The organism is Streptomyces sp. NPDC033221, assembly GCF_055577005.1.
Genome location: NZ_JBVIQN010000032.1, coordinates 21,173 through 42,159 on the forward strand (window position 1 = coordinate 21,173; position 20,987 = coordinate 42,159).

General features: G+C 70.9%; 23 protein-coding genes and 2 pseudogenes. 6 read left to right on the top strand and 19 right to left on the bottom strand.

Annotation, left to right across the window (positions count from 1 at the left end; all coding sequences use genetic code 11):
* Positions 1-5 precede the first annotated feature (5 nt).
* Genes ACZ53K_RS32205 through ACZ53K_RS32215 form a run of 3 tightly spaced genes read right to left on the bottom strand, consistent with a single transcriptional unit; the run spans position 6 to position 2,256 of the window.
* Positions 6-350 carry a DUF742 domain-containing protein gene (locus ACZ53K_RS32205; RefSeq protein ID WP_468843632.1) on the bottom strand — a complete coding sequence of 115 codons (345 nt, stop codon included), beginning with the start codon at positions 348-350 and terminating at the stop codon, positions 6-8.
* Complete coding sequence (locus ACZ53K_RS32210; RefSeq protein WP_468843635.1) at positions 347-748, bottom strand: roadblock/LC7 domain-containing protein; 402 nt, start codon at positions 746-748, stop codon at positions 347-349. Before ACZ53K_RS32210 ends, ACZ53K_RS32205 begins: the two co-directional genes overlap by 4 nt.
* Positions 745-2,256, bottom strand: a complete 1,512-nt coding sequence (locus ACZ53K_RS32215) for a sensor histidine kinase (RefSeq protein WP_468843638.1) — start codon at positions 2,254-2,256, stop codon at positions 745-747. Before ACZ53K_RS32215 ends, ACZ53K_RS32210 begins: the two co-directional genes overlap by 4 nt.
* A gap of 292 nt (positions 2,257-2,548) precedes the next feature.
* Here ACZ53K_RS32215 and ACZ53K_RS32220 point away from each other — a divergent pair, with 292 nt between their 5' ends.
* The gene (locus tag ACZ53K_RS32220; protein WP_468843640.1) at positions 2,549-2,704 is read left to right on the top strand and encodes a hypothetical protein; all 156 of its coding nucleotides are present in this window, start codon (positions 2,549-2,551) and stop codon (positions 2,702-2,704) included.
* A gap of 162 nt (positions 2,705-2,866) precedes the next feature.
* On the opposite strand, the gene ACZ53K_RS32225 is transcribed toward ACZ53K_RS32220, so the two are convergent.
* The gene (locus ACZ53K_RS32225) at positions 2,867-3,379 is read right to left on the bottom strand and encodes an STAS domain-containing protein (protein ID WP_468843643.1); all 513 of its coding nucleotides are present in this window, start codon (positions 3,377-3,379) and stop codon (positions 2,867-2,869) included.
* Between the two features lie 291 nt (positions 3,380-3,670).
* On the opposite strand from ACZ53K_RS32225, the pseudogene ACZ53K_RS32230 reads away from it, so the two are divergent.
* A pseudogene (locus tag ACZ53K_RS32230) lies at positions 3,671-3,916 on the top strand (IS110 family transposase); the annotation flags it as partial.
* Positions 3,917-3,968: 52 nt separating this feature from the next.
* Here the strand turns inward: ACZ53K_RS32230 and ACZ53K_RS32235 are convergent.
* The 5 genes and pseudogenes from ACZ53K_RS32235 to ACZ53K_RS32255 form a co-directional block, all read right to left on the bottom strand.
* Positions 3,969-4,685 carry a hypothetical protein gene (locus tag ACZ53K_RS32235; protein WP_468843646.1) on the bottom strand — a complete coding sequence of 239 codons (717 nt, stop codon included), beginning with the start codon at positions 4,683-4,685 and terminating at the stop codon, positions 3,969-3,971.
* A 232-nt stretch (positions 4,686-4,917) separates the two neighbouring features.
* A pseudogene (locus ACZ53K_RS32240) lies at positions 4,918-5,205 on the bottom strand (DUF6302 family protein); the annotation flags it as partial.
* The gene (locus tag ACZ53K_RS32245) at positions 5,205-5,864 is read right to left on the bottom strand and encodes an ATP-binding protein (RefSeq protein ID WP_468843649.1); all 660 of its coding nucleotides are present in this window, start codon (positions 5,862-5,864) and stop codon (positions 5,205-5,207) included. The gene ACZ53K_RS32245 and the pseudogene ACZ53K_RS32240, both read right to left, overlap by 1 nt.
* A complete protein-coding gene (locus ACZ53K_RS32250; protein ID WP_468843651.1) occupies positions 5,861-6,100 on the bottom strand; it encodes a hypothetical protein in 240 nt (79 codons plus the stop codon). Before ACZ53K_RS32250 ends, ACZ53K_RS32245 begins: the two co-directional genes overlap by 4 nt.
* A gap of 77 nt (positions 6,101-6,177) precedes the next feature.
* Positions 6,178-7,410 (bottom strand): helix-turn-helix domain-containing protein, encoded by a 1,233-nt coding sequence (locus ACZ53K_RS32255; protein WP_468843653.1) that lies wholly within the window; start codon positions 7,408-7,410, stop codon positions 6,178-6,180.
* Positions 7,411-7,576: 166 nt separating this feature from the next.
* Here ACZ53K_RS32255 and ACZ53K_RS32260 point away from each other — a divergent pair, with 166 nt between their 5' ends.
* On the top strand, positions 7,577-8,194 hold the full coding sequence (locus ACZ53K_RS32260) for an HAD family hydrolase (protein ID WP_468843655.1): 618 nt from the start codon (positions 7,577-7,579) through the stop codon (positions 8,192-8,194).
* Between the two features lie 100 nt (positions 8,195-8,294).
* On the opposite strand, the gene ACZ53K_RS32265 is transcribed toward ACZ53K_RS32260, so the two are convergent.
* The 5 genes from ACZ53K_RS32265 to ACZ53K_RS32285 all read right to left on the bottom strand — a co-directional run bounded on the left by ACZ53K_RS32265 (position 8,295) and on the right by ACZ53K_RS32285 (position 11,971).
* A complete protein-coding gene (locus tag ACZ53K_RS32265; protein ID WP_468843657.1) occupies positions 8,295-8,969 on the bottom strand; it encodes an HAD family hydrolase in 675 nt (224 codons plus the stop codon).
* Positions 8,970-9,056: 87 nt separating this feature from the next.
* Positions 9,057-9,749, bottom strand: coding sequence for an HAD family hydrolase (locus ACZ53K_RS32270; RefSeq protein ID WP_468843660.1), 693 nt, complete (start codon positions 9,747-9,749; stop codon positions 9,057-9,059).
* A gap of 34 nt (positions 9,750-9,783) precedes the next feature.
* On the bottom strand, positions 9,784-10,422 hold the full coding sequence (locus ACZ53K_RS32275) for a methyltransferase domain-containing protein (RefSeq protein ID WP_468843662.1): 639 nt from the start codon (positions 10,420-10,422) through the stop codon (positions 9,784-9,786).
* Entirely contained in the window at positions 10,419-11,315 is an 897-nt protein-coding gene (locus ACZ53K_RS32280; protein ID WP_468843665.1) for a phosphotransferase, read from the bottom strand. Before ACZ53K_RS32280 ends, ACZ53K_RS32275 begins: the two co-directional genes overlap by 4 nt.
* Positions 11,312-11,971: a nucleoside/nucleotide kinase family protein gene (locus tag ACZ53K_RS32285; RefSeq protein ID WP_468843667.1), complete on the bottom strand. Its 660-nt coding sequence runs from the start codon at positions 11,969-11,971 to the stop codon at positions 11,312-11,314. The genes ACZ53K_RS32280 and ACZ53K_RS32285 overlap by 4 nt, the downstream gene beginning before the upstream one ends.
* An 89-nt stretch (positions 11,972-12,060) precedes the next feature.
* Between ACZ53K_RS32285 and ACZ53K_RS32290 the strand changes: the two genes are divergently transcribed.
* Positions 12,061-13,077: a phosphotransferase gene (locus ACZ53K_RS32290; RefSeq protein ID WP_468843669.1), complete on the top strand. Its 1,017-nt coding sequence runs from the start codon at positions 12,061-12,063 to the stop codon at positions 13,075-13,077.
* Here the strand turns inward: ACZ53K_RS32290 and ACZ53K_RS32295 are convergent.
* Genes ACZ53K_RS32295 through ACZ53K_RS32305 form a run of 3 tightly spaced genes read right to left on the bottom strand, consistent with a single transcriptional unit; the run spans position 13,064 to position 16,586 of the window.
* The gene (locus tag ACZ53K_RS32295) at positions 13,064-14,335 is read right to left on the bottom strand and encodes a glycosyltransferase family A protein (RefSeq protein WP_468843671.1); all 1,272 of its coding nucleotides are present in this window, start codon (positions 14,333-14,335) and stop codon (positions 13,064-13,066) included. The two genes, ACZ53K_RS32290 and ACZ53K_RS32295, sit on opposite strands and share 14 nt — an antisense overlap.
* 14 nt (positions 14,336-14,349) lie before the next feature.
* Complete coding sequence (locus ACZ53K_RS32300) at positions 14,350-15,900, bottom strand: glycosyltransferase family 2 protein (protein ID WP_468843674.1); 1,551 nt, start codon at positions 15,898-15,900, stop codon at positions 14,350-14,352.
* On the bottom strand, positions 15,897-16,586 hold the full coding sequence (locus ACZ53K_RS32305; RefSeq protein ID WP_468843677.1) for a PIG-L deacetylase family protein: 690 nt from the start codon (positions 16,584-16,586) through the stop codon (positions 15,897-15,899). The genes ACZ53K_RS32300 and ACZ53K_RS32305 overlap by 4 nt, the downstream gene beginning before the upstream one ends.
* Positions 16,587-16,797: 211 nt before the next feature.
* Here ACZ53K_RS32305 and ACZ53K_RS32310 point away from each other — a divergent pair, with 211 nt between their 5' ends.
* Positions 16,798-18,195 (top strand): helix-turn-helix domain-containing protein, encoded by a 1,398-nt coding sequence (locus ACZ53K_RS32310; RefSeq protein WP_468843680.1) that lies wholly within the window; start codon positions 16,798-16,800, stop codon positions 18,193-18,195.
* A 368-nt stretch (positions 18,196-18,563) separates the two neighbouring features.
* Here the strand turns inward: ACZ53K_RS32310 and ACZ53K_RS32315 are convergent, their stop codons facing one another.
* Both ACZ53K_RS32315 and ACZ53K_RS32320 read right to left on the bottom strand, forming a co-directional pair.
* Complete coding sequence (locus ACZ53K_RS32315; protein WP_468843682.1) at positions 18,564-19,310, bottom strand: 2'-5' RNA ligase family protein; 747 nt, start codon at positions 19,308-19,310, stop codon at positions 18,564-18,566.
* 26 nt (positions 19,311-19,336) lie between these two features.
* Positions 19,337-19,660: a hypothetical protein gene (locus ACZ53K_RS32320; protein ID WP_468843685.1), complete on the bottom strand. Its 324-nt coding sequence runs from the start codon at positions 19,658-19,660 to the stop codon at positions 19,337-19,339.
* Between the two features lie 586 nt (positions 19,661-20,246).
* Between ACZ53K_RS32320 and ACZ53K_RS32325 the strand changes: the two genes are divergently transcribed.
* Entirely contained in the window at positions 20,247-20,876 is a 630-nt protein-coding gene (locus tag ACZ53K_RS32325; RefSeq protein WP_468843687.1) for a tyrosine-type recombinase/integrase, read from the top strand.
* Positions 20,877-20,987: the final 111 nt, after the last annotated feature.

The following is a 20,987-nucleotide window of genomic DNA, read 5'->3' on the forward strand; positions in this document are numbered from 1 at the left end:
CGGGATCAGAGCTTTTGCAAACCACGGAGGAGCCTTTCGCACAGTCGGGCTTTGTCGTCGGAAGCGGTGGTGAGGGCCGGGGCCCGGGCGTGGACCCGGTGCTCGTCGAGCAGGCGGGAGATGAGCACCTTGGTCACGCCCAGCGGCGCCCCCAGGCGGGCGGCGATCTCCGTCACCGCCAGCGGCTTGTGGCACATCGTGATGATGCGGGCCTCTTCGCCCTGCAACCCGGCTGTGTCCCCGCGGTCGGTGACGATGAGCGTGATCGCATCGAGGGCGTGGTCAGGGCTGGTGCGTCCGCCCGTGACGACGAACCAGCGGTCGGGCACGTCCACGTCCGGGCGGCTCATGACGAGGTGTGCTCCGGGGCCCGCGCCGCGGTGCCCAGGTGCTCCGCGAGTTTCTCCACCATCTGCATCATGGCCGTGCCGATCAGCGCGGGGTCCGCATCGGCGTCGGCGACGACGGCCAGGATCGACCGGTCTCCGGCGTTGACCACCGCCAGCTGGTGGCGCTCCAGGTCGATGACCACCGTGCGCAAGGAGCGGTCGTTGTAGAGCCCGCCGGCGGCCAGGCTGGTGGAGATCAAATTGCTGCACAGCGCCGCCAGCTTGTCCGCCGTGTCCCTCTCGAAGCGGTCGTCCGATGCCCTCAGCAGCCCGTCGCTGCTGGTCAGCAGCACGTTGTGGCAGCCGGGCAGGTCGTTGCGCAGCTGGGTCATCAGCCAGGCCAGGTCGGGGGTGCTCATGCGGAGGTCTCCGGTGTGTCGGTGAAGGGGGCAGAGGGGGGTACGGGCCGCACGGCAGCACGCCAGGCGCCCATGCGCTGGGCGGTGTCCGGCCGCAGCGGGACTTCGGCGGCGGGGGTGGCCTGCGGGCGCGGCGGGGGGTTCGTGGCGCCCCGCTTGCGGACCGGCAGCCGCCGGCCGGAGCTGGAAGGGGGCGGGTGCGACGCTGCGTGCGAGCGTTCGTCGGCGGGCGGCAGCGGGAGGGGGCGGCTGGTGTGTTCGGATGCGGCGGGAAGCTGCTGCGGCGGTGCGGCAGGCGGCGACGGACGGTCCGAGGGCACGGCCGTCACCCATTCCCAGGGGATGAGGACGCTGGCCTCGGTCCCGCCCAGCCGGTGCGAGATGCCGAAGGCGATCCTCATGCCGAAGCGGTCGGCGGACTTGCGGGCGCTGGCCAGCCCGAGCTGGGCTCCCGACAGCTCGGCGAAGGTGCGCGGGCAGCGGTCCAGGTCCACCGTGCGCGCCACCCGCTCCCGTGTCTCGGGAGGCAAACCCAGCCCGCTGTCCTCGACGCGGATGGACAGCCCGGCGGCGAGAGGTATGACGCTCACACTGACCTGCGTATTCGGGGGGCTGTACTGCAGAGCGTTCTCGATCAGCGCAGACGTGGTGTGAACGGCGGCGTTGACCGCTCGGGCGTGCACCGCGTGCCGGGCGTCCTGGGGGATCGACCACCGCACCCGCTGGTGGCCCTCGTTCTGCCCGACCGCAGCCCGCACGATCCGCTCCACCTCAATGGGACGGGGCCACCGGCGGCCGACGGTGCGGGCATCGGTCAAGGCGAGCAGGGCCTGGCTGTGGCGTCCCAGCCGCGACAAACGGGCATCGAGCGCATTGAAATCCGCAAGCACGTCCGCGCAGCTGATCACTTCGAGCCGGCCATCCTGATACGGCCGCGCCCGGTCAGAGAGCAGGGCGAGCAGCGCGGTCACGGCGGTCTGCACCCGGGTGGCACAAGTACGCAGCACGTCCACGGCCCCATCACGCTCACGCCGCTCCCGGCACACCGCCGTGACCACCGCCTCGACCAGATCCCGCACCTCCTGGTCCTCGGCCAGCGCACGCTCGGCACCGAGCCGCTCCATGATGGTCCGGGCGGACTCGCGCTGCTCCAGACGCTGAAGCACCTCGGGAAGCAGCCGGGCACCGAGCCAGCGGACCTCATCCCGAACCCGGGCCACCTCTCCTTGCCGCCGGGCGGCCCGGGCGCACGCCTCCCGACGCTCGCGCGATATCCGGGCCACCCGGCGCTCCATCACGACGACCAGCACGACGACCACAGCCCCCGCCACCGCGGCGCACCAGGCCACGGCCTCCCGCGCCGCCGGCGGCGCGGAAAGCACGTCTGTCCCTCCGGCCAGCAGGACCAGGGCGAGGGCGGTGAGCGCCCGGAAAGGGACGGTGGTGTGCGGCGCCCGATGGCGCGCGGAGGGCGCACCGGTAGCCGTCGTCGGGACAGGGACAGGCATGACAACCTCACGGACGAACTGAGATGAGCACGAGCGACGAACAGCGGTACTGCGGGCGTTACCAGGCAGGGGGTCTGCCTGTTGCGAGGGCCGGACGGCGCTCAAAGTGGCTCGCCGGGGGCCGGTGCCCTCCCTCGTGCCGCCCACGCCGGGCCAGGTAGGCGTCGTGCAACGCCCGGCTGTCGGTGGTGGTGCTGTTTCCTCGACCGGGGTCCAGCCACAGCCGGTGGCAGCGGGATCCGGCGGGAGCGGTCGCGCAGCGCATCAGGGGGCTGCACACCGATTGCGGCGCGTGCCATCGGTCGGCGGCCTGCGCCGGCACGGGCACCAGCACCTGGTGGTGGACCAGACAGCACAGCACAGGCCCGACACGGTGGTGGAACGCGAGCAGGTCCTCAACTGCCTGCAGCCCTATTCGCAAGCCGAGCTGGACCGTGGCCGGGGGTAACTCCGGCGTGCGGTGCACTGCCGCGGCCCGATCGTCGAAGCGGACGAACCAGGGCAACGTGGTGGTGGCGGCTGACATGAAGTCTCTCCGGTACAGAGGCCGCGGCCCGGCCAGCCGGGCCGCGGACAAGATGAGTGGTGCCAGAAACAGAAGGGGTGCGGGTCAGGTGCCGGGCGGCCCGCCGCTGTGCGCACGGTGCTCGGTGGGAGCTGTCCGACCGGCCCGCGCGCCGGCGGCCTCACCCATCCCCGCGCCGCTTCCCGCCAGCTCCGCCAGAGCGTCCTCCAGCCGGTCGAACAGCGGGAAGATGCTGGTCATACCCGTCTGGCGCACCAGTTTGCGGATGTGGCTGCCGGGATCGGCGTCCACGATGCGCACGCCGTGGCCCGTCGGGCGCAGGCGCTTGTGGACGAAGACGAAGGCACCGAGGGCGGTCTCATCGACGTAGCCGATGTCCACCAAGACGATGACCATGTCGCCGCAGCCGCCGGCCACCAGGTCCCGCAGCCGGTCCCGGAAGACGGGAGCGTTGTACAGATCCAGCCCTCCGCGTATCCCGGTGAAGGTGACCACCGTGCACTCCGGGCGGCAGGCGTACGACATCCGGACACCGTCGACGGCGATCGCCGGGGTACCGTCGGCGTCAAGGAACTCCCTCGGCGAGGTCCGTTCCACGGGTTTCTCCGTAAGTTGTTGTGCGGCCCGGGAGGGCCGGATGTGGCTGACGGGTTCTTGCCAGTTGTGGCTCCCGAGGAGTGGCCGTCCGGCTCTCCGGGGCGCCCTGGCTGCTGATTGAGATGTGCGCGCTGTGTGCGGTCGCTGATTACGGAGATGACAGCGGGGTGTTCCTCGGGCCGACGGCATGCCGTGTGGGACGAGGAGGGGCACGTGAGCAAGCGGAAAGAGCAGGTCTGGGCTGGTGTCGATGCCGGTAAGGGCCACCACTGGGCGGCTGTGGTCGACGAGACCGGCAACCTGCACCGGCCCAAGCGCTACAGCCGCCGCCTGCGACGGGTCTTCTACATGTCCGCGCAGACCAGCATCATCCGCGAAGGACCGAACCGGGACTTCTACCTCAAGAAACGCAGCGAGGGCTGCAAGCACGTCCAGGCCGTCATCGCCCTGGCCCGTCGACGAGCGAGCGTGTTGTGGGCGCTGCTGCGTGACGGACGGATCTTCACCTCCGCCCCGCCGGTCACGCAGGCGGCTTGACTTCGTCATTGAGACTCCTCGGTCCGTCGCTGGCAGGCGGTAGAAACGCTCATCAGGGCAGGCGCGCGGCCACGGCCTCGGCGAGCCGCAGAGCCTGAGCAGGCTCCAGAACGCCGAGGTCCAGCCCGGTCGCCTGACCGCAATGCCCGCAGCTCGCGTCCGACGACGCGGCGAGCCGCAGTAAGCGCTGTGGCAGGTCCCCGAGCTGGTCTTCGTTCTCCGAAACGGCGTCGGTGGCGGCTTCCAGGAGCGCCAGCAGCCGGCCCGCTAGGTCTGCCCGGATGCGGCCCAGCACCACCCGGCTGGCCGGGACCTCCCAGGAGCCGTCGACCGTGACACAGGGCTGCTCCAGTCCGGCGGCGCGCAGCACGGTGCGCAGACGGTGCGCGGCGGCGTACACCGGCGGCAGATGCTTCACGACGACTTCGGCCAGGCGGACGGCGTCCTGCACGCTGCTCGGGCGCACCACCGTGCGCCAGGCACCGTCCGGCCCGTCGAGAGCGATGATGTGCGCGACGACGCCGCGCCGCATCAGCGCCTGGCGCAGAATCTCGGCGGCCTGCTCCTTTCGGAGGGGCGACAAGTTCACGCTGGCGAAGGGCAGTCCCGAATACCTCAAGCGCGCCGTGATCTCCAAGGCCGGTGCCCCCGGGCCGGGGGGCTCCACCGTGGCGCCAGCGGCTTCCAGCGCCGCGACGACGGCCTGGCGCGGGTCTTGCCGGTGTGCCGGGCCCGCCACACCGGGCGGCGCGGGGATGTCCGTGGTCATGTGGTCGGCTTCCCGGATAGAAGGGGAGGGGCAAGTGGGGTGTGGGTCTCGAACGAGCATCGAGCACCGGCTCCCGCCGCGTCGTGCCGCGGGCTGAACCACAGGCGCCGGGGCCCGGACCGGTCTGGCAGGTGCAACCAGCTGCACCGGGCGGCGTCAGCGGGGCGGGGCGGCTCCTGCCGTGGGACTGCTGGATCATCAGGCCGCAGCGCAGACAACAGGAGGAGGTGAAACCGCCACGACGGGTACCGCCGACTGGCACGGCCAGCGTCGCATCCCTGTGGATGTGCAGGGCCAGGCTGCGGCGCAGGAGCGCCGGGTCGGCCAGCCGGTGCTGGAAGTAGGTGTAGTCCAGGGCTTGGGCCACCGGTACGACCCTCACCTTCAGGGGCTGCGACGATACGTCGAGTTCACGCCCGAGCGGTCGCTCAAGCCCCCGGCGCTGATGTGGCGTAACCGATGCCTTCGGCCCGGTCGGGCTCGGTGTCGAGGGGGGCCGCCCCGAGGAGAAGTCGAGCATTACGCGCTCCGCCTCCCGCTGCGTGCGACAGCGGTGGGAGCCGGGATTCTCCACAAGATCGCCTTGCCGGAAGACCCAGCGTGCACGTCCAGCCGCCCATGGTGCTCGTTCGCGAAGGACGCCACGATGCACAGCCCTCGTCCGCTCACAGCGTCCACGTTGGGAGGGGAAGAGGCGAGGACGGGCCTCTTGCTCGACTGGTCTGTCACCGTAATGCGGAGTTGGTGCTCAGAGGCGAGGTAGCCGATGTCAACGCTCACCCGCCCGTCTCCGTGCCGCAGGGCGTTGCTTCCCAGCTCAGCGATCACCCACTGCACCGCATCGATCAGATCGGTGGATGCCGGCCAGCGCTCCTGGACGAAGAGGCGGCCGGCCTCGCGAGCAACCGCTACGAGCTGGAAATGCTCGTCGGTGAGCTTTTCCCCGAGCTCACGGATCACCAGCTCCATCGAGGCGTCTTTCATCTCGGGCCGTCTTTCCGGAGCACGGACGCCGGACAGCGACTCCCGGAGCTGGGCGCGGCGGCGGATACCTTGCCCGGGAATACGCCGGGCGGGGCCGGGGGCACAGGAGATCAGCCCAACCAGCGGGGTGATGGACGCGTCGGCGAGCGTAAGGCGCCGGACACGGTCGGCAACGGTGCGGCGGCTTGCGCTCATGACGCTGACTCCTCGGCACTGGGGAACAGCAGGTGACCGAGGTTGGCGTGCAGTTTCTCCGCGAGCTCCGCCGTTATGACGAGAAGGGCATCACCGACAGGCTCACGTCCTCGCGTCAGCCCGAGGGGGATCGCGATGCGTCCGGCGTGCGTGTGCTGCACTCGCGCGTCGGGGGGCAGATCGACCCGTAAACCGTCGAGAGCACGGCGATGGTCCAGTGCTTGACGTTCCGTCATGCACTGGACCATAGGAGGGACTTGACGTGCGCCCCCTTACTCAGATGCAACCCTGACCGGCAGTAAGGGTTGTTTGATCATGAAGCCGCGGCCACTCCGATGTGCTGGGCGATGTCGCGCAGCTCCTGGCGGAACGTGGGCCGCTCTCGCTTGAGCAGATCTGTGACGGCTACGCGGACCAGCGGTGAGAAGGCGGTCTCTTCGGGGGACTGCTTCTTGAGCTTGCCCAGGATGTGCACGGTCGCGTAGTCGTCCCGCTGGATGCGGTTGCAGTTCATCAGTTCGATGTTGTACCGCGTTTGGCGTTCCAGCGGCATGTCCGTCGGGACGTTCACCTGATCTGCCAGGCGCAGGGCCTCGCTGGTGTCGCCTTCTTCCGCGGTCAGGTGGACGCCGTGCATCGCGACGTTGGTCGGGCCGAAGCAGGTGTGCCAGTGGTTGTGGTCTGCCCCGAGCCTCTCGGCGATCCGCTCGGCATTGCGGAACAGGTCCCAGGCGACCGGGCGGTCGGTAGCTCGCACGGCGGCGACAGCGCCTTGAAGGTGCAGGGCCCCGTACGCCGACACGTGTTCCTTGGTCGCCTCCTCGCCGGGGTGGCAGCGGTCGATGGCCTGACGGGCCAGCTCGACGCTGTCCTCGACGTCGCCGGCGGATGTCAGCACGCACGAGAGATTCCAGGCTGCTGCGGCGAGAAGTGCCGGGTCGTTGGCGTCCTCGGCCACCGACAGCCCGCGGTCGGCGGCGATACGGGCCAGCGTGGGTTCGCCCACGCGCCGCAGCCAGATCTGGTGGAGCCCGTAGAGGCTGACGAGGAACCGGAGCGCCTGCCTCTCCTCCTCGTCGTTCCCGGCGTCACGCAGCGCCGCGTGCGCCGTGCGCAGCAGCCTCGGCAGACGCTTCCCCACCTGGGTGTACCGGTCTTTCGTCTGCTTCTCGTACACGCTCCACACATCGCGCACATCGTCAGCCACGGCGCTCACATCCGCCGCACCGATCGAGTCGGACAGAAGGGAGGCCGGCAAAGAGAGTGTGCGCCGGACCTCGGGGACCTGCGGGTGTTCCTGGGCCGTGCCTGTCGTGGTCCCGGACACGAAGCCGCCCGTCAGGTCCGCGAGGTTTTTGATGTGGAGGACCTCGCAGATGTTGATCAGCATGGAGAAGCTGTCGATCGGGATCTGGTCGTGCTCGACTTTCCATGCCCAGTTCTCGGTGCGGCCCACCAGCTGGGCGAACGCGTTCTGCGACAGCCCTGCCCTCTCCCGGAAGTATTTGATGCGCTGGCCGAGCGTGAACTTCACTGTTTCCGGCATCGGTTGACCTCTCGTCGCGTCGTCCGGGGTGCTCTTTGAGCGTATGCCCGCCTGGCACCCGAGGCGTAATACTGGAGTCCCTCACGTGTGAGAGGTACAGCGGTCTCCCTACGCGCGGCGCGCAGCGGGAGGCCGCTTTACGCCTTACGTTACGCAAGGAGCTGCTTTGTCCTATCGCGGATTGATTCTCGACTTCGGTGGCGTCCTCACGACGCGGATGCGGTTCAATGGCATCGCGTTCGAGAAGTCGGAAGGGCTTTCCCCTGGTGCCTACTTCCACGCCCTCGAAGAGCACCCGGACGGGATACAGGTCTACGCAGACCTCGAAGTGGGCCGGGCGACGCAGGAGGACTGGAACCAGGTGATCGGCGGCATCCTCGGCATCGACCCGACTGACCTGATGCGCCGGGCCCTCGCCAATCTGCGGCCCGAGCCGGCCATCGTCAGTGCAGCTCAGAAGGCACGTGAAGCCGGGATCAAGGTCGCCATGCTCTCCAACAGCTTCGGCCGACGCCCCTTCAACCCGTATGAGGCACTGGGGATGCACGAGGGCTTCGACGCCGTGATCTTGTCGGAGGTCGAGGGAGTGAGGAAGCCGTCCCCGGCCATCTACCAGCGAACACTCGATGCTCTCGGGCTCACCGGACCGGAGTGCGTCTTCGTAGACGACCACGCCCAGAACCTCCCCCCGGCCGAAGCGCTGGGCATCCGCACCATCCACCACACCGATGCCTCCGCCACGGCCGCGCGGTTGGACGAAACACTCACGCAGTGTGCTGTGTAACCCCGTAGTGCGCCCACCAGTAAGCTCTGGCCCGTCCACCGGGACCTGGTCTCTGGTCGCCGAGGTGCCTCCGCTTGGCCACGGCCCCTGGCAGGACGGGTCACGACTCGGTAGTGAGCGCCTGGACCGTGCCGCATGTGTCAGAGAGGTCGGATAGCACCACGTGCGCCCCGGCCTCACGCAGGTCATCGGCGCTACTCCGCCCGGTTGCGACGCCTACGGTGCGAACACCAGCACTGAGTCCGGCTGCCACATCCGCCGGGGTATCGCCGATGAAGACGGCATCAGCAGGCTGGCGCTCCGAGCGCTCCAGCGCGATCGACACCAGCTCGGTGCGTTCCTCAGCATCTTCCGCGTAGGCGCCGGCGGCCAGGTCGAGGTATTGGTCAAGACCGAAAGTGGTGACCTTCACCTCTGCTGCGACCCGGATGTTGCCGGTCACCACGGTCTGTTTGTGGCCACGAGCGGCCAGCTCGGCAAGGACCCGAGCAGCGCCGTCCAGGACGCACCCTCGCTCTCGCAGTTCGACTGCGTGCCGCCTGTGCCCTTCGCCGAGCGTCTGCGCGAACGCCTCGAAAGCAGCACAGCTGGTGACCAGGCCGTGCAGCTTTGCCGTCCCACGGAAGATCACCGGCTGGGTGAGACCGTCGATCCTCACCTGTCCCTTCATCTCCATGCCGGTGACCTCGCGGAATGCCTGCGCCCACAGGGCTCGTCCAACGCCGCGCGTGGACACGAGGGTGTGGTCGATGTCCCAGAGCACAATCCGTGCCATCTGTGCCTCCTCAGCAGTTGGGCGGGGGGGGGCAGAGCAGCGCCGGTTTGCTGGGCCTGGCGGCTGATCTGCGATAGGTGTCCGGGGTCATGCGGTGTGCGCGGGCCTGGGCCGGATGCCGAGGTGGTCCCACAGCTCCGGTGCCATGAGGTCGGGAACGCGCAGGTGGGCGTCGAAGCGGAGATCGGGGGCGGACGGGACGGCGATCAGATGCAGGCCAGCCGCGAGGGCAGCTGCGGCTCCGGTGGGGGAGTCCTCAAAGGCGATCGTACGGTGGGGGGCGGCGCCAATGGCAGCGCAGGCGTCGAGGTAGACATCGGGGGCAGGCTTGGGGCGGGCGGCGGTGTCACTGCCGCGAATGGCATCGAAGGCCGCGAGGTCGAAGTGCTCTTCCAGGTAGGCGCGGACGATCGGTGCGGGGGTGTTGGAGGCGACGGCCAGCGGCCGGGTGCCGGCGAGGGCGTGGACGAGGTCGACGGCGCCGGGCATCGGGGCGTGCCCGGCGCCCAGGTTGTTCTGGACGAGGTTGTACAGCTGCTGGCCGAGGACGTGCGCAGGTGCGGGGTGGTCGAGGAGGTCGGCGAGGCGGTGGCCGAGGGGGACGAGCTGGAGTCCGACGAGGCTGTGCCGGTCGGCGCGGGCCAGGCGGCGCTCGTAGTGGGCGAAGAGGGCTTCGTAGGCGCGGTCCCAGGCGCCTTGGGTGTTGACCAGGAGTCCGTCGCAGTCGAAGACGACGGCAGCGTGCGGGGCTCGCTGTTCCGGCAGGCTGATCAGGCTCATGCGCTGGTGTCCTTCCCGGTGGTGGGCGGGTGGTTCAGCGGGGTGTCGTCGCGACGGCGCAGGCCAGCAGGGGACACCCGGGGTCGTCCTGGTCCAGGGCTCCGGGGGTGAGTTCTTCGGCCGCGTAGCCCAGGAGCATCGCCAGGCAGGTGGTGAGGTTGCCGGCTCCGGTCACGGTGGCCTCGCCCTCCCATGTGGACAGCAACCGCACCAGGCCGGGCGGGGTCAGGCGCCAGTAGTCGCTGCCGGGAGTGCTCAGGGAGAGCCGGCCGACGGTGGGGACGGTCAGCAGCAGGGCGCCGCCGGGGGCGAGCGCGCGGTAGCAGTTGTCCAGCGCGGTCTCGGGGTAGGCCAGGAGCTGGAGAGAGTGGGTGAGCACGATCGCGTCGAAGGTGCCGTCCGGCAAACAGCCGGGGACGGTGAGGTCGGCGTGCAGGGTGGCATGCTCGTTGGCAGGGTCGATGTCGATGACCGTGGTCGTTGTCACGCCGGTGCCGAAGGCGCGCAGGTAGCCGTCGTCCTTCACCTCGGCGGCATGGCCGCGGATCAGGTGGGCGTGCTGGGCGAGGAACCGGGCGATGAAGTACCGGTCGACGGGGGTGCCGCGGTCGTAGCCGTAGAAGCTGCTGACGGGCGTGGCCGGCAAGGTGACCGCGGCGGTGGGGTGTGTCATCGGAGGCGTCCTTCGGTGTCGAGGGTGTGGAGCTGGGTGAGGGCATGGTCGAGGTCCGCGTGCAGGCGCGGGATGCGGCGCCGCCGGGACGGGGCGGGGGCCCACCGCTGGTGGGAGACGAGCTCACGGCCGGCGTACAGGGTCGCGGCGGTCCAAAACGCCGCGCGGGCGGCATCCGATTGGCCGGCGGCGTCGAGGCTGATGCGGCGGTTGGCCGGGTGGTCGCCGAGCAGGACCCACAGCACCGCGTGGTCGTAGCCGGGCAGCCGACGGGCGAGGAATTCCAGGTCCACCAGGGCCGGCAGGCCGCCGCCCGGCACGGCGAGGGCGTTGCCGGGGTGCCCGTCACCGAATTCGAGACGCAGAGGCAGCCGCTGCCGGGCGAACGCGAAGGCACGGGTGGCCGTGGCCAGGTGCGCGGGGGTCAGGAGGGTGAGTTCGGCGAGCTGGGCGGGGTAGTCACTGTCGTCCGGCCACACGCCGTCCGGCCGCCAGGCGTGCACCGCATCGAGCGCGCTCAGCAGCGCGGCGAGCGCGGACGCCGGCAGCGGCGTGCGGGGGTAGCGGTGGGCGGCGAGCGGCACGCCCGGCAGGCGCGAGATGACCAGCACGGGGGCGTCTTCGTCGGCGCCGAGGAGCTCCGGCACCGTCACAGGGGGACGGCGGGTGCGCAGCAGCCGGTATATGCCGATTTCGTGCCGGGCCCGCTCAAGCCAGAACGGGCGCCGGTCCGTCGGCACTTTCGCAAAGGCGGCACGGTGGCCGACGGCGCCTGGCACCAGTAGGGACGTCTCGGTCGCCAGCGGGGCACCGGCGGGTGTGAAGCCGGGCGTACAGGCGCGGGCCTGCGCCACGGCGAGCGCTGCGGCGGACAGAGCCGGGGCGGTGGTCACGAATACCTCCCCGTGCTCTGCGGAACCGGCAGTGCCCAGCACTCGGCGGCCGGCGAGGGCAGGTGGTGAAGGAAGTCGAGCGCCTGATGCAGGAGCTGCGGCAGCGGACGGGTGGCGTCCAGGCGCAGTACCCGGCCGGGCAGGCGGGCGAGCGCCGCGGTGTAGTAGCCGGCCATCGCCGCCCGTACGGGCGGAGCGATCAGATGCGGCGGCAGCGGTCCACGGGCGAGCAGCCGCTCGCGGGCGACCGGCTCGGGCACCGTCAGGTGCAGCACAGCGTCCGGCACGGGGGCCTTGTCGAAAAGGCGGGCCGCATACGCCCCGTCGGCCGGGACGCCCCATGCGCGCATCCCCGCTTCGTGGGCGGCAAGGGACAACGGGCACCGGTCGAAGACCACCATGCGGTGCCGCTCGGCCGTCAGCTGCCGCCCGTGCTCGACGGCGGCGAGATGCTCCAGAGCCGTGTGGACCGCTGTCGCGTCGGCGGGTGGCCACGGCGGCAGGGGCGCCAGATCGGCGTACTCGGGGATCAGGCGCGCGCCCAGGTGCGGGGCGAGGGCGGCAGCCAGGGTGGACTTCCCGGCCAGGCACAGGCCCTCGACCGCCAGCCGCAGCGTCTGGGCGGAGCCGGATCGCTCGATCAGGGAGGGTTTCACCGGAACCTCCGCGTGATCTTGCAGGCACTCGGTACGCTCGGGCGTCCTGGGGCGGGAAAGAGCAGGCGAGACGCATGAGGAGCTAGGGCATGGAGCAGGCAGACCGTACGGATGAGCGGGTCTGCGCCGAGGCTCTGGCCGGCTTCGGCCTTCCGGCGCCGCAGGCGGTGCGGCTGATCCCCGAGGGGCTGATGAACCGCAACTGGGACGTCCGCGTCGGTGGCGCTCGGTACGCGCTCAAGGAAGTCCTCGACGTCGGGCCCGACGCCGCGCGGCGCCAGCACGCGGCCACTCGCGCTTTGGCCGCCGCCGGGCTTCCCGTCCCTGCGCCGCAGGCCACCCCCGGCGGGGACACCCTCGCCGCGGTGGGCGGTCGGCTGTACGCGCTCACGCCCTGGGCATCCGGACAGATGGTGCCCGCCCGCTCCTGGAGCCGGGAGCAGGCCGCCTCGGTCGGTGTGCTGCTCGCCGAGCTGCACACCGCACTCGCCGCCGCCCTTCCCCCCGCACCGGACACGGTGCCGGTGACCGTCACCTCCCCGGCCAAGGCCCTCGCGCGCATCGAGAACTACCGCCGCCAGGCCGCCGCGGGCGGCACCGCCTTCGACGCCCAGGCGCAGCGCGCGCTCGCCGATCGCGGCGTCCTGCTGGACCGGTGGGCCAAGCACCGCCCGCAGGACGGTGAGCGCGGACCGGCCGGATGGACGCATGGTGACTTCCATGATCTGAACCTCCTGTGGGAAGGATCGACGGTCAGTGCGGTGCTGGACTGGGACCGGCTGGGCGTGCGCCCGTATGCGGACGAGGTCGTACGGACCGCCACGCTGCCGCTGGTTTTCGGCGCCGGAGACGAGCACGGCCTCGACCTGGAGCTGGTGGCCGCGTTCGCCGGCGGCTACCGCAAGGCGTGCCATCTGCCTGCCGTGGTGCTGGCGGAGGCCGCTGAGCGGCAGCGCTGGGAGCGGATCTGCGACGTGTGGCAGCTGAAGATGCACTACGACAAGGGCGATCCCTCGTGTGATCATCTGTTCCTGGGGGCCTCGGCGCTGATCGGCTGGTGGTGCCGCAACCGTGAGCTGGTCACCGACGCCCTCACGGGCGGCTGAGCGGCTCTTCGCCGACGGCGGCCACCGCCTCCTGCGCGATCCGCCAGGCTCTTTCCCCGGCGACGGCGGCGCCGCGGGCCAGGCCACGGCGCCAAAGCACGCGCCGCTCCGCCAGGGCCGGGCCGGTGGGCATCATCTTGGAGTGCACGATGCCGCGTACAACGAAGTCGCGGTACGTGCGCAGCGCCCACGCCCGGGCGCCGCGTGCACTGCGAGAGGCGAAGAAGGCGAACAGCGCCCCGGTCTCCTCCTCGAAGAACACCTCCGGGGTGGTGCGGCAGCCGGTGTCCGTACGGGGGACGGCGCAGATGTCGACCAGGTCTCCCAGCAGCCGCCCGCAGCCGGGCACCGGCCGCTCGCGCTCGGCGTCCGGGTAGCGGCCCACGGCGCCGAACTTCAAGTGCGCCGAGCCCAGCCGCGGGTCCGGCGTGAAGTACAGCGTGTGCCCGGCGCCGGTGAGATCGGCCGAGAGCGTCATCTGGTCCGCGTACGAGGTGGCCCAAACGCTCTGGTCGGCCCACCCGCCGACGTCGGCGAGCGCCTGTCGGTCCAGCAGCAGCACCCCGCCGACCAGGTCCACCCGCAGCGGCTCCAGCAGCCCGCCGACGCCGGGCAGCCGGCGGGGCGGCAGGTGGCCGGTGGGCCAGCAGTCGAAGTGCGTGGAGAATCGGGCGCGTTCCACGTCCAGCCGTCCGATGGTGGCCGTGGGGGCGGCCTCGGTAGGGGCGAGGGCGCGGTAGTAGACCGGCAGCATCAGGGCGGCCGCGCGCGCGTCTCGGCGCCGGGCGGCGGCCATGGTGGCGTTCGCCCCGGCGGCCCACAGCGGCGGCATCACGCAGTCGTCGTCCGCATACAGCAGCCACCGGCACCGGGCCACCGCGGCACCGGCCGTCCGCGCCGCCGCCGGCCCCCGGTGCCCGTCCAGCCGAACCGTCCGCACCGGCACCGGGCCGGGCAGACGTGCGTAGCGGGCGAGCACTGCGCCGGTGTGGTCGCTGGATCCGTCGTCGACGACGACGATCTCCGCCAGCGCCGTACCGGCCTGGTCCCGCAAGGAGTCCAGCGCCCAGCCGAGCGGGTTGTCTCCGCCGCGGGGACCGTCGGGGTCGAAGGGGCACCGGTTGTAGGTGGCCAGCATCGCTGAGGCGGGGCCGAGGGCGGGCGGTGCGTTCTCCAGCACCCGCGCCAGCAGTTCCTCCTCCGTACGGAGCGTGTCCAGGACACTCGTGAGGGCCGTCTTGTCCGAGGTGGTGTGCATCGCCCGGCCCCCTTTCACCGTTCGGTCTTGGCGTGACAGGTGGTGTGCCTGGTCAGGCGGCACCAGGCGGCGCGGGCGAGGCAGTGCCAGGGCCCGGCGGAGAACAGCAGCGCCGCCGGCACCATCCCCGCCCCGGCCCGCCACCGGGGTGCGCTGCCACTGGCGGGCTCGCGGGCGGCCAGGGCCCGGGCGGGCAGCCCCAGGTAGGTGCCCAGCGCGAGCGCCGAAACGCATCCGGCGGTCACGGTCGAGCGAGGCGACCCTCCGGCACGGCGGTGCAGCATCGGCAGCGCGAGCGTGGCGGCCACAGCCGGAGACTGGCCCAGCCACAGCGCTCCGCGCCCCAGGCCGGCCGCGGCCAGCCGCCACCGCACGGCCGGGGTGCCCAGGCCGCGGGCGGCGGCCAGGCGGGCCATGGCCGGGTACTGGGCGTAGGACCAGAACCACTGCGACTGCTGCCGGACCAAGGCGAGCGGGCTGGTGGGGGCATCGCCGATCTCCAGTACCGGCAGCGGGTCGATCGGCACGCCGGCGGCGCAGGCGACAAAGCCCAGCGCCAGGTCCTCGTTCATCGTCTCGGTCGGCAGCCCGCCCCACGCCGCCCACACATCGCCGCGTACGAACAGGCCGTGCCCGACGCAGTGCGCCAGCACCGGTCGGTGACCGGCGCGGGCGGCGGCAGCCTGGCGGCGCAGCCGCGGGATCTCCCGCGCCAGCGTCCACCGCGACTGCAGCCACGCCGCGCCAACCGCCGTCGCCCCCGCCAGGCCGCGCGGCATCTCCGCGAAGTTGCCGGTGAACAGGGCGGACTGCTGCACGATGCAGGTCTGCGGATCGGCGGCGCGGGCCGCGACCGCGGCCACAGTGTCCGGGTGCGGGCGGGAGTCGGCGTTGTACAGTCCGATCCACCACCGGCGGCGCTCCTCCGGCTCCAGCTCGGCCAGGACGCGGTCGGCGGCGTAGTTGACCTGGTGCGCCATCGCCCCCTGCGAGTGCGGGTAGTGCAGGTGCCGCACGTCCACGCCCCGGCCGCGGGCCTGTGCGCACAACGCGTCGGCCAGCTCGGCGGTCGTCGGCAACGCGTCGAGCGCCTGGCGCGCCCGCTCGGCGCACTGGGCGTACGGACGACCGGAGCACCGGTCGACCAGTGCCAGGAGCTGATCGCGCGGCAGCAGGCCCGCGAACCGGGAGGCCACCCGTCCCGGCGAGACGCCGGTGGCCACCGCGTGCGCGAGGTCCGACAGGTGCCGCTCGTGCCCGGCGCGCTCGGCCTCCTCCCGCGCGGTGGTCACCACCAGCAGCACTGTGCCGGGCCGGGCCGCCGCCGTCTTCTCGAAGTGGTCCAGCGCCTCCCCGATGATCGTTTGTTCGCGCAGCAGCGGCAGCACCAGCACGAACCGAGTCCCGCTCGCGTCGGCCCGTGCCGTGATCCCCGCGGGGGACACGGCGGTCAGCCAGGCCAGCGACTGCGCCGTACGAACCGCCCCGCCTGCACCCCGCACCGTCACCGCCGCCGCACCGGCCCACGCCAGCACCGCGGCCGTGCGCGCAGCCGGGCCGCTCACCACGCCACCGCCCGCGCATCCAAGCGCAGCACCGCGAACGCCTCCCGACACCCGCCGGTGGTCGCCGCACCTCGCCACCGGGCCAGGGCCAACGCTCCCGAGCCGGTGTGCTCGGCCTGGCCCGGACCCTTGTGCTGCGAGCCGTAACAGGCCAGCGCCCGCTCTTTGCGCTCGGCTGCCGGGCCGAGGTCGACCAGCAGCGCCGGCCGCGCCACCGGCTCCCACACCTCGTACCCCAGCACGGTCGGCACCCAGTGCGCCTCCCCGCAGTCGGCGTAGTTCCGACTCCCGGACATCTCCAGGACCCGCCAGACCAACAGATACGCCTGCCGGTGGTCGAAAGAACCGTCGCCGGGGTGCGGCAGGAAGACCACCATGGGCCGTACCCGGCGCACCAGCTTCAGCACCGCCCGGAACTGCCCGGCGTCCGTGGGGTCGAGGCCGCCGTCGGGCAGGTGCAGGAAGTGCAGGTCCTGCTCGTGCACGCCTAGCACCCCGGCCGCCTGCCGCGCCTCGCCCTCCCGCAGTACCACGGCCTCCTGCTGGCCGGCGCCGGATACGCCGTGCTCGCCGGAGCTGAGGTGGGCGATCTGCACGCGACGGCCCTCTTCCGTGTGGCGCACGGTGCTGCCGCCGCATCCGAGGACTTCGTCGTCGGGGTGGGGCGCGAAGATGAGTATGGACATGGGACCTCCGAACGCTCGGCGTCCGCCGTCCCGGTGAAGGCCGGGCGGCTCTCGTCCTTGCCTGCACAGCGTGCGAGTCCGGCGGCGCACAGTGCCATCCCGGCGGCCTATAGGACGCCCCGATACGCCCCCGCACGCCCCCTGGCGAGGCGTCACCCCGGCTCTACGCTGAACGGGCTGGCTCGTGACTCACCCCTCGAAGGGGGACACTATGCGGCTCAGCGACGACACCGCCCAGCACATCGAGGTCCCGGATGGCCTGTGGGAGCGGGAAGACGCCCGGCGGGTGCTCTGGGACCGCGACATCGGCGCCCTGTTGAGGTTCGTCCGCCGGCATACCGGCGCCAGCCAGACCCGGCTCGGCTCCTTGATCGGACTCGCTCAGTCCGATGTCTCCGACATCGAGCGGGGCCTGCGCCAAGTGCAAAGTCTCAGCGTGCTCATCCGCATCGCCGAGGGCCTGCACATACCGCTCGCTCTGCTCGGCCTCAGCGATTCACCCGCCACGGTGATGAGTTCGCACCCCAAGACGCCGGACGAGGAGACTAGGCTGACGCCGGCAGCCCAGGCCCAGGAGGACGATGTGCGACGCCGCACCATGATGGCCAGTGCGCTGGGGATCGGCGCCTCGCTGATGACCGGAACAGCCGCAGCCATCCCTGAAGACCCGGCCGCCGCCCTCGAACACGCGCTGCTGAACCCGCCGAACGCGCGGCCCGCCCCTTACGAGCAGCTCGTCGCCGCGCTTGCCGCCGCCCGCGACGACTTCGCAGCAGCGCACTACGCTGCCCTGGGGCAGATGCTTCCTCCGCTGATCGCCGCCGCCGAAGCCACCCGGGATGCGGCCACCGGCCGCGCGCGCGAACGCGCCCAGATCCTCGTCGCCCGTGCGTACGTTCTGGCCACCGAACTGGCCGTCAAACAGCACGCCGACTCCGCCTGGGCCACCTCCGTCCTCGCCCTGCGCGCCGCCCGCGCCAGCGGCGACCCCGTCCCGATCGCCGAGGCAGCACGGGTCACGGCCATCACCATGCGCCGGGCCGGCCGTAGCCCCGCCGCCGTCGACTTCCTGACCAACACCGCGACCTCCCTCGGCGCCGAACGCGGCACCCCCGCCCCCGAGGCCCTGGCCGCCCGCACCTGCCTGATGCTCACCGCCGCCTATACCGCTGCCTCCACCAGCCAGCGCGGCACCGCCCTCGACCTCCTCCAAGAGGCCACCGAAACCTCCGCACGCCTCCCCACCGGCCGACCGCTCGGGCTGTTCACCATCCAGGCCAGCCCCGCCGAATGCGCGATGTACTCCATCAGCACCCACAACGCCCTGCACACCCCCGACGAAGGCGTACCTCACGTCACCAGCGTCATCCCCGCACAACTGCCCACCGCCGAACGCCGCGCCCGCTACTTCACCGACACCGCCCGCATGTGGCACCAGATCGGCGACTCCCACCGCGCCTACACCGCACTGCGCGCCGTCGAACGAGAAGCCCCCGAAGAAGCCCGGCGTCCGGCGATCCAGGCCCTGACAGCTGATCTTCTGTACAGCCCTCGCGCTCTCCCCGGGCTCAAGGAGTTCGCACGGCGCACCGGAGCCGTTGCTTCTTAGGCAGTACCGCGGCGCACGCTACCGAAGTTCGAACAGTTCGATCGGTCTACTACCGCCACCCCGCTCCGTTCCAGGCCCGGTTCGCGCACCTGCCTCCACAGCAGCGCGACTCCTCAGCGGCCGAGGCCCGGCACGGCCTCGGAGGACTTTCGAAAGCCGCGGGCTATGCAGTCGACCTGCCGACCAAGTCGAAAGCCGACGGCAACGGCACTGCGCGGGGTGCCGCACCGGCGCGCAACAACGAGGCCGGGACGTCGGGCGCACTCCATCCACCAGCCTCTAGCGTGCACTTGGATAGTGCGCACCGTTCCGGGCCGCTGCATCGTGGCGGGTGATCGGGTCCGGCTTGGCTTACGTTGATCGGGGCCTCAGCGACCATGATGCGAGTGGCACAAGCACGCACCGCTGCCTGGCCGGTGCCGCGGGTAGTGGATGCCCGCAGGGCGGATGGCAGACGGGGCTGACAGCCCATGGGCTTGTCCGAGAGGGATCGGTGCGGCGACAGGCACCCAGGTGATGGTCTTCGCCTCGGTGTCGGCGGTGACGTCGACCAGGTCGACGGTGTCGATGTGTAGGGGTGCGTGACTGGGACGCACGCGGCGTACCCGTCGGTGGATCTGGTGGAAGTGGGTCAGGGCGACCTCGGCGGTGGCGTACGACTCGGTGAGGTGGAGGACGGCGGTGTCATAGGAAGTGGCGTCGGCGCCCAGCACGGCCTCGAAGGCGCGCGTGGTGGCAGCGCGCAGAGCATTCAGGGGCTCGTCGGGGCTGAGATCGAAAATGATCCCCGAGCCGTACGGGAGCGCACTGCCCACCGTGATGGTGAAGGGCTCGATGGAGCGCATCTCCGCGGCCAGGGCCTCGATGAGCGCATGCCGTTCGGCCGCGGAAACCGCCGCGGCGGGCTTCTGGCTCAGCTGGTACAGGGTGATGTGGAACCACAAGTCGCCGACGTGGGCGAGCGGGTCGTCCTTGGTCGCGGTACGGACACCGCGGATGAGGTCGGCGAGGTCCGGGTGACGTCCGAGGTCAACGACCACGTAGGCGTGCAGAAGGGACGGGGTGTCCCCTTCTGCCCATAGGTCTTGCCCCTGCCGGAAGGCGATCGGTTTCATAGCCGATCAACCTACCGAGCCGATGATCAGATGATGTCCTCGTAGTCGGGCAGGATTTCCGTCCGGGTCGGAACCCGGAGCCGGATCTCGGCGTCGGCCGGCACCACCTCGACACCGGCGTCGGCGACCGCAGCGGCGACGTCGCGTACGGCCTCGGAGCCCAGCCTCCAGTCGCGGGTCACGTGCCCGGCCGGGCACGTGATCTGCGTGTCGTCGCCCCGCGCGGTCAGGGTCAGTCCGGTGCGGGCATCGCACTCACGGCAGCTCACCTGCACACGGGAGAAGTACCCTGCTTGGCTGTCGATATAGTCCGCCGTGCCTGCTGCCCGCACCTCGTACTGCGCTTCCATCTACGTCCTTCCCTCACGCGTGTCCTACCCATCCTCATGGTGCGGCACCGGTCTGCGCTACACCCCTTGGGGGACAGATACCCGTAGAATCCCGGATGCGGCCGGTGCCACCCGGACTGAAGGGGAAGCGGCAGCGCCGCAGCCCGTCGCCCCGATACGTCGGCCGCACCCCGTTTGACCTGCAGAAACGTCGCGCGCACGACGGCAGGTCGATGGCGCCCCCGGCAGGACTCGAACCTGCGGCCAAGTGCTTTGAAGGCACCTGCCCGATTCCTCGGCGCCAACGGGCGAACCTGCCGACGGGGAGCTTTGTGACGCTGCAGCCGTGGTGATTCGCCGACGGCAGACACATCGAGTCGGCAACGGACTGGAACAGGGCGGCGAAGCAAGCAAACCTAGAACAGTCCGGAGAAGCGCGGTAATGCCCTGCTGTTTTTGCGTGCACCTAAGCGTTGGGTAGGCGGGGCAACATAGCCGACGATCGCCGGTTAGCCAAACCGGTGATTCCGCGGATCATTGAATCTGTCGCGCGGTTCTCCGTGTGGCTCATTGAGGTATTCCGCCGAGGAGTTCGGAGTTCATAGCTGTGCCTGTCGACGTCATGGACGAAGAATGGCTGCTTTCCGCAGAGCAGATTTGTTCGTTGCTCAAGGCGATCCGTGGAAACATGGGTGGCCATCACTCGGTGTACCCCTTCATGCGCACCGTCGCCGACCTGGCTCTGCGTCCGAGTGAGGCTCACGCTCTGCGAGTGAGTGACGTGGTTCTCTCGGAGGGCGGCGAGGCAAGCTTGACGGCCCGCCATAAGGGGACTGAGCGGAAGGTTCCCCTTCAGCCGCAGATCGTTGAGTTCCTGCGCGAGTGGATCAACGAGGCCGGTCTCCAGGAAGACGAACTGCTGTTCCCGGGCGTGCATGACCGCCCGCTCACGGCTTCCACGTACATGCGGATCTGGGAGCAGGCTCAGGAAGCCGCTCTACCGCGCGACGAGCTGTACACGTGGCGCCTGGGGGAGCCCATCGCCATTCTTCGTGAGTCGTGCCTGGTGATGTGGCTGAAGTTGGGCATCTCACCGGTCACGGTTGCCGAGTGGGCTGGCGTGAGCCCGAAGTGGCTTGCGCTGCGTTACCCGTACTGCTTCCGCACGGAGGAGGCCGAAGTCGGCTCGGAGCACCTGACGAAGGTGACAGCGCTCCCAGGCTCGCTTCCCTCGTGATCCCCGGCCCGGGCTCTGGTTGACGGCCAGAGCCCAGCCGCCACTCAGCTCATCTCTTTCTGCGCCGGTGGTTCCCACTCAAATGCGACGCCGCGTGATCAATGCCCGCCT

Bases quoted from the DNA above. Each gene is read 5' to 3' on its own strand.
- ACZ53K_RS32245 (WP_468843649.1), bottom strand. From the start codon at position 5,864: ATGAGCGCAAGCCGCCGCACCGTTGCCGACCGTGTCCGGCGCCTTACG.
- ACZ53K_RS32215 (WP_468843638.1), bottom strand. From the start codon at position 2,256: ATGCCTGTCCCTGTCCCGACGACGGCTACCGGTGCGCCCTCCGCGCGC.
- ACZ53K_RS32265 (WP_468843657.1), bottom strand. From the start codon at position 8,969: ATGGCACGGATTGTGCTCTGGGACATCGACCACACCCTCGTGTCCACG.
- ACZ53K_RS32255 (WP_468843653.1), bottom strand. From the start codon at position 7,410: ATGCCGGAAACAGTGAAGTTCACGCTCGGCCAGCGCATCAAATACTTC.
- ACZ53K_RS32250 (WP_468843651.1), bottom strand. From the start codon at position 6,100: ATGACGGAACGTCAAGCACTGGACCATCGCCGTGCTCTCGACGGTTTA.
- ACZ53K_RS32205 (WP_468843632.1), bottom strand. From the start codon at position 350: ATGAGCCGCCCGGACGTGGACGTGCCCGACCGCTGGTTCGTCGTCACG.
- ACZ53K_RS32315 (WP_468843682.1), bottom strand. From the start codon at position 19,310: ATGAAACCGATCGCCTTCCGGCAGGGGCAAGACCTATGGGCAGAAGGG.
- ACZ53K_RS32305 (WP_468843677.1), bottom strand. From the start codon at position 16,586: ATGTCCATACTCATCTTCGCGCCCCACCCCGACGACGAAGTCCTCGGA.
- ACZ53K_RS32270 (WP_468843660.1), bottom strand. From the start codon at position 9,749: ATGAGCCTGATCAGCCTGCCGGAACAGCGAGCCCCGCACGCTGCCGTC.
- ACZ53K_RS32295 (WP_468843671.1), bottom strand. From the start codon at position 14,335: ATGCACACCACCTCGGACAAGACGGCCCTCACGAGTGTCCTGGACACG.
- ACZ53K_RS32290 (WP_468843669.1), top strand. From the start codon at position 12,061: ATGGAGCAGGCAGACCGTACGGATGAGCGGGTCTGCGCCGAGGCTCTG.
- ACZ53K_RS32235 (WP_468843646.1), bottom strand. From the start codon at position 4,685: ATGACCACGGACATCCCCGCGCCGCCCGGTGTGGCGGGCCCGGCACAC.
- ACZ53K_RS32310 (WP_468843680.1), top strand. From the start codon at position 16,798: ATGCGGCTCAGCGACGACACCGCCCAGCACATCGAGGTCCCGGATGGC.
- ACZ53K_RS32275 (WP_468843662.1), bottom strand. From the start codon at position 10,422: ATGACACACCCCACCGCCGCGGTCACCTTGCCGGCCACGCCCGTCAGC.
- ACZ53K_RS32320 (WP_468843685.1), bottom strand. From the start codon at position 19,660: ATGGAAGCGCAGTACGAGGTGCGGGCAGCAGGCACGGCGGACTATATC.
- ACZ53K_RS32210 (WP_468843635.1), bottom strand. From the start codon at position 748: ATGAGCACCCCCGACCTGGCCTGGCTGATGACCCAGCTGCGCAACGAC.